The organism is Marinobacter fuscus (assembly GCF_003007675.1).
Classification (GTDB): domain Bacteria; phylum Pseudomonadota; class Gammaproteobacteria; order Pseudomonadales; family Oleiphilaceae; genus Marinobacter; species Marinobacter fuscus.
Genome location: NZ_PXNP01000027.1, coordinates 1 through 4534 on the forward strand (window position 1 = coordinate 1; position 4534 = coordinate 4534).

Annotated in this window: 5 protein-coding genes; 4 read left to right on the top strand and 1 reads right to left on the bottom strand. The window is 57.6% G+C overall.

Annotated elements, in window-relative coordinates:
* Window positions 1-308 precede the first annotated feature (308 nt).
* The 4 genes from ltrA (at window position 309) to C7H09_RS07455 (ending at window position 3366) form a co-directional block, all read left to right on the top strand.
* Window positions 309-1634, top strand: coding sequence for a group II intron reverse transcriptase/maturase (ltrA, locus tag C7H09_RS07445; RefSeq protein WP_106761967.1), 1326 nt, complete (start codon window positions 309-311; stop codon window positions 1632-1634).
* 499 nt (window positions 1635-2133) lie between these two features.
* Window positions 2134-2430, top strand: coding sequence for a hypothetical protein (locus tag C7H09_RS19735; protein ID WP_133166210.1), 297 nt, complete (start codon window positions 2134-2136; stop codon window positions 2428-2430).
* Between the two features lie 145 nt (window positions 2431-2575).
* Window positions 2576-2863, top strand: a complete 288-nt coding sequence (locus C7H09_RS07450) for a barstar family protein (RefSeq protein ID WP_106761968.1) — start codon at window positions 2576-2578, stop codon at window positions 2861-2863.
* Window positions 2864-2943: 80 nt separating this feature from the next.
* Window positions 2944-3366, top strand: a complete 423-nt coding sequence (locus C7H09_RS07455) for an MAPEG family protein (protein WP_106761969.1) — start codon at window positions 2944-2946, stop codon at window positions 3364-3366.
* A gap of 244 nt (window positions 3367-3610) precedes the next feature.
* Here the strand turns inward: C7H09_RS07455 and C7H09_RS07460 are convergent.
* Window positions 3611-4534 (bottom strand): IS91 family transposase (locus C7H09_RS07460; protein ID WP_106761970.1); only part of this gene is annotated, 924 nt, incomplete at its 5' end.

The window sequence follows — 4534 nt, forward strand, 5'->3', positions numbered from 1 at the left end:
AAGCCCAATCCAAAGCGGCGGGGCGACGAACAGGAACCCGATACGAGGTGTGGTACATCCGGGGCGAGCGGGCACGTGACCGCGAAGCCCTCCTTCTGCGGCTGGGGTGTGCTTTATAAATCGGGCGCTCACGCCGTGAAAGCTCTGTGCCTTACCCCGGGAGGTCTGCCGCGTGTGGACGGACCCACTGAGAGACGAGCGATCGTCTCTGATCGCGTGGCAGAAATCAGCAGAGGGCATAGTAGGTTCGCCCGTGAACCGAAGGCCCGAACAGAGACAGGAGTCGAGTGTCCGTGCAGGGAAACGGGATGGCATCCGCAAAGCAGCTTGCGCTGACCCTGGAGCAACCAGGGGATGAACCCGTTGCCGGAAATCGGGAGAACTCGCACTCCGTTCAACCCTCACCGTGGATGGCGCGTGTATTGAGCAGGGACAACCTCAATCGCGCCCTGAAACAGGTTCGACGTAACAAGGGAGCGCCGGGCATCGACGGCATGACCGTGGATGAACTGCCGGATTATCTGCGCCAACATTGGCCCGAGATCCGGCAGCAACTGCTCCAGCAGACCTACCGACCCAAACCGGTCCGGCGGGTCACCATCCCCAAAGCCAACGGCGGTTCTCGCCCTCTGGGCATTCCAACGGTGCTGGATCGCTTCATCCAGCAGGCAATCGCTCAGGTGATCCAGCAGGACTGGGAACCCCGCTTCCACCCACACAGCTATGGCTTCCGTCCGGGGCGTTCTGCCCATCAGGCAGTTCGATACGGACAGCATTGCGCTCGGGAAGGCCGTAACTGGGTAGTGGATCTGGACCTGGAAGCCTTCTTTGACCGGGTAAACCATGATCGCCTAATGGCACGCCTGAAACGGCACACGCCGGACAGGCCGATGCTCAGGTTGATCAACCGGTACCTGAAGGCAGGTGTACAGATCGACAGCCGCAAAACACCAACACCCGAGGGCGTGCCCCAAGGCGGGCCACTGTCTCCGGTGTTGGCGAATGTGGTGCTGGATGAGCTGGATTGGGAGCTGGAACGGCGCAACCTGAAATTTGCCCGCTACGCGGATGACTGCCAGATCTACGTGGGCAGTCGCCGTGCAGGAGAGCGGGTGATGGTGAGTCTGACGCGCTTTATCGAGGACTCGCTGAGGCTCACAGTGAATACACGAAAGAGCGCGGTAGACCGGCCCTGGAAGCGCAGCTTCCTGGGCTTCACCCTCAGCCGGAAAGGGCAGCGATTGAAAGTGGCTGACAAAGCTATCACCAAGCTGAAAACCCAGATCCGGATACTGAGCCGCCGAACACGGGGCCACTCACTGGCCCAGGTGATCGCAGATTTGAAAGAGACCCTGCTTGGTTGGAAAGCGTACTTCGACGCAGCCGAAGTGCTGAGCCCCCTGCGGGACCTGGACAAGTGGATACGGCGGAGAATGAGAAGTTACGTGTGGAAGCAATGGGGCCGAAGGGGGTATCGTGAGCTGAGAAAGCGGGGTGTCTCGGTCAAACTGGCCTGGAACACTGCGAAATCAGCCCACGGCCCGTGGCGGCTGAGTCATTCGCCAGCCCTGCGGCAAGCCTTACCGGCCCGGTTGTTTCGGAGCTATGGACTGCCGGAACTGGCAGTGCGGTAACGGGTTGAATCAAGTCACTGAATCGCCGTGGTACGTGATCCGTATGCCCGGTGATGTGGGAGGAGGGGCATCGTGAGGTGCCTCCCTATCCCGATTATTGGCCCAGGCCGTCTCCATTTTTGGCGGGCTCAGTGCAAGGGCCTTGGCATCGGGCTTTGCTGCAAAGCCGCCTGTGTTGGTGATGGCCAAGGCCGGAAAAGTTGCCGTCGGGGTTGGGTGCCAAATTCATCGGCGGCATGGTTATTCACGGCGTGCTCCAGTTATGGGGCCGTCCAGTTTAAACGGTAATCGGGTTGGTGTTGTTTGCGCTCTGGTTCCTTTCGCCATCCGTTGCGTTGGTGCAAGCTGTTCGAGAGAGGGCATGCAGCGCTGGGTGCCAAGGGAGACCTTGGTGGTGACCGGCCACTAACCAGGCGGTCAACCGGACGCCAAAAGCTTACAGCTTTTGGTTCCCTCCGCTGCGCTCCGGCGCCGGTTACCTCAGCGTTAGAAGAATAATATGAGCTACTTAATCTTAATAGGTTTACTTTGTTTTCCGATTAGTTGGTTCCGACTCGGATTAGCGATTAAGCGGCTAATTAAAGGCCAGATAGAAGCTTGTTCTGGCGCGAAGAGCTTATTGGCTCTGTTGTGGTTATTACTTATGATTACAGCAATACCATTAAATATATTATTTTTATTTTCACTTCCTTTTGGTGTAGTCGTAGTTTTGCTTGCGCAGTTAATTTGGTTTACATTATTCGAAATTTGTCTTTATTATGGTTTTCAAAAAACAGCTAAACTAAGAAAAACTTGATGAAATGTTTTTTATCAACATACAGACTTCTAACAAGCGCATGCACCGGACATTTTACAGCGTGCGCCTTTTGCGTGTGGACAAGCCACTTTTACGCAAAAGCCACCCACTGTAAAATGCGCGGTGATGCAGGCGTTAGGTGTGTATGGATACCATAGTTATCGACTGTCAGAATGTCAGAGATGAGAGCGATTTCTGGCAGTTATATGTGGACATAGTGCGTCCTGAAGGTGCGGAATTCTTCGGTAGAAACGTCTCCGCTTTCTGGGATGCGATTTCCGGGGGCGGGCCAGGTTGGCCCGGCGATGTGAAGTTGCTGTTCGTTCACGCCGAGACTCTTTCGTCGATCAATAGCGGCCATCTTCTCCGCCGATTGCAAGAGATACAGCTCCATTCACAGCGGCTTCGGGTGGAACTTGGTAAGGACACCTAACCATCGCATGTTGGCGGACTGGTTTTCCGCTGCGCTCCAAACCAGCCGCAAATGCAGGCGTTAGGGAGTAAGGAAACACCATGGATCAGGCAGAATATTGGTACGCGGTAGCCTCAGTGCTGCTGTTCTTTAAGATGTTTGCCATCTCCGCATATCAGGGATTCCATCGTATCGGGAAGCTGACCTTCAAGACTCCCGAAGATGCAGCATTCGTTGGGCGGGAGGCTGCCAAAGAGGAGTTGCCTCAAGTTCAGAGAGCAGCCCGAGCGTGGTTAAACGACCTCGAGAATATCCCCGTTTTTCTGGGTTTGGGGGTGGCTTATATTTGGGTCGGTGCTTCTCCCGGTTGGGCCGTTTGGCTCTTCTTGGTATTTACGGGAGCCCGCTACCTGCATACATTATTCTATCTGGCTGGAATTCAGCCTTGGCGAACGGTGGCGTATGCAGTCGGAGTGGCGTGTATGTTCATCATGAGCATCCAGATCCTCGTGGCACTTCCCTAACAAATAAGGATAGGTCGCGCACCGCCGCGACCTGATCCGGTGTTGGACGAGCCCGGTGCTTCATTATTAAGGAAATAGCGGCGGAGAACTCAGAGGTGCTTTGGCCCTGGCTTTGGGCGGCCTCTTTTGTCAGGCCAGAGTTACCCGGGGCCGCCGGTGAAGCTGGCAGCCGGTGTGCCCTGGTCGTGGTGTCATAAGGTGCGTTGGCTCCTCCCGCTTGAGTACGTGTCGGATGGTCGGTAATTTATGCTGGCCATCGTCGCCGAATGACTGGCCACCGGCAGGGTTGGCGCCAGACCGTGAGGCTCATGGGCTGGCCACAACAGGGGCAAGCGCGTTGCTTGCGGGGTTGGCTTACGGTTGCCATCGACGGTAGCGTCACGCGGAGAAGCAACTGCAACCGGTGTAGCGTCTTGCGTGCCCCGCTGTGCAGAAAACCGTATTCCCGCACCCGTCGCAGCCCCTTTGGCAAGACGTGCTGCAAGACTCGCCAGAGGAATCGATCCGCCGGTTCCGTCAGGGTCTGCCAACACTGGGTCTGGCTGTCCCGGTAGCGGAAGGTCACCTGTTCGCTATCGTAGGCCACGATATTCGGCTCCCGCAGCACCCCGCGATAGAGGTAACGGGCCAGATAAGTCAGCGCGTGATCTCCGCGCCCGACCTGCTCACACTGGGCGATCCAGTCCCGGGGAATGGCGTCCGGCAAGGCAAAGCCCTGCTTGCGCATTCGGTCGAGGAACTTGGCGCGGAACACCCGGGCCAGAGCCCGGCCATTGAACAGGTACTTTCCGGCCCGGCGTTGCCAGCGAGATCCGGTCAGCCCGCCGCCGGGGATCACGATGTGGACATGGGGGTGGAAGGCCAAGCGCCGGGAGTGGGTGTGCAACACCCCCACCAGCCCGAGTTGGTTGCCCAGGCGTTGATCGTTGCGGGCAAACTGGTTCAGGGTCTCCCGGGCAACCTGGAACAGGGTGTGACAGGTCCACCGAAGATGATGCCAGGCAAAGCCCCGCAACTGGACTGGCAGGGTGAAGGTCACCAGGAAATAGTCCACCGGCAGCAATTTCTGTCGTTGCCGCTCCAGCCACTGGCGGTTGGTGCCGTGCTGACAGGCCGGGCAACTGCGATGGCCGCAGGACGGATAGGCCTGTTGTCGCTGCTGACAGGG

Bases quoted from the DNA above. Each gene is read 5' to 3' on its own strand.
- C7H09_RS07455 (WP_106761969.1), top strand. From the start codon at position 2,944: ATGGATCAGGCAGAATATTGGTACGCGGTAGCCTCAGTGCTGCTGTTC.
- ltrA (WP_106761967.1), top strand. From the start codon at position 309: ATGGCATCCGCAAAGCAGCTTGCGCTGACCCTGGAGCAACCAGGGGAT.
- C7H09_RS07450 (WP_106761968.1), top strand. From the start codon at position 2,576: ATGGATACCATAGTTATCGACTGTCAGAATGTCAGAGATGAGAGCGAT.
- C7H09_RS19735 (WP_133166210.1), top strand. From the start codon at position 2,134: ATGAGCTACTTAATCTTAATAGGTTTACTTTGTTTTCCGATTAGTTGG.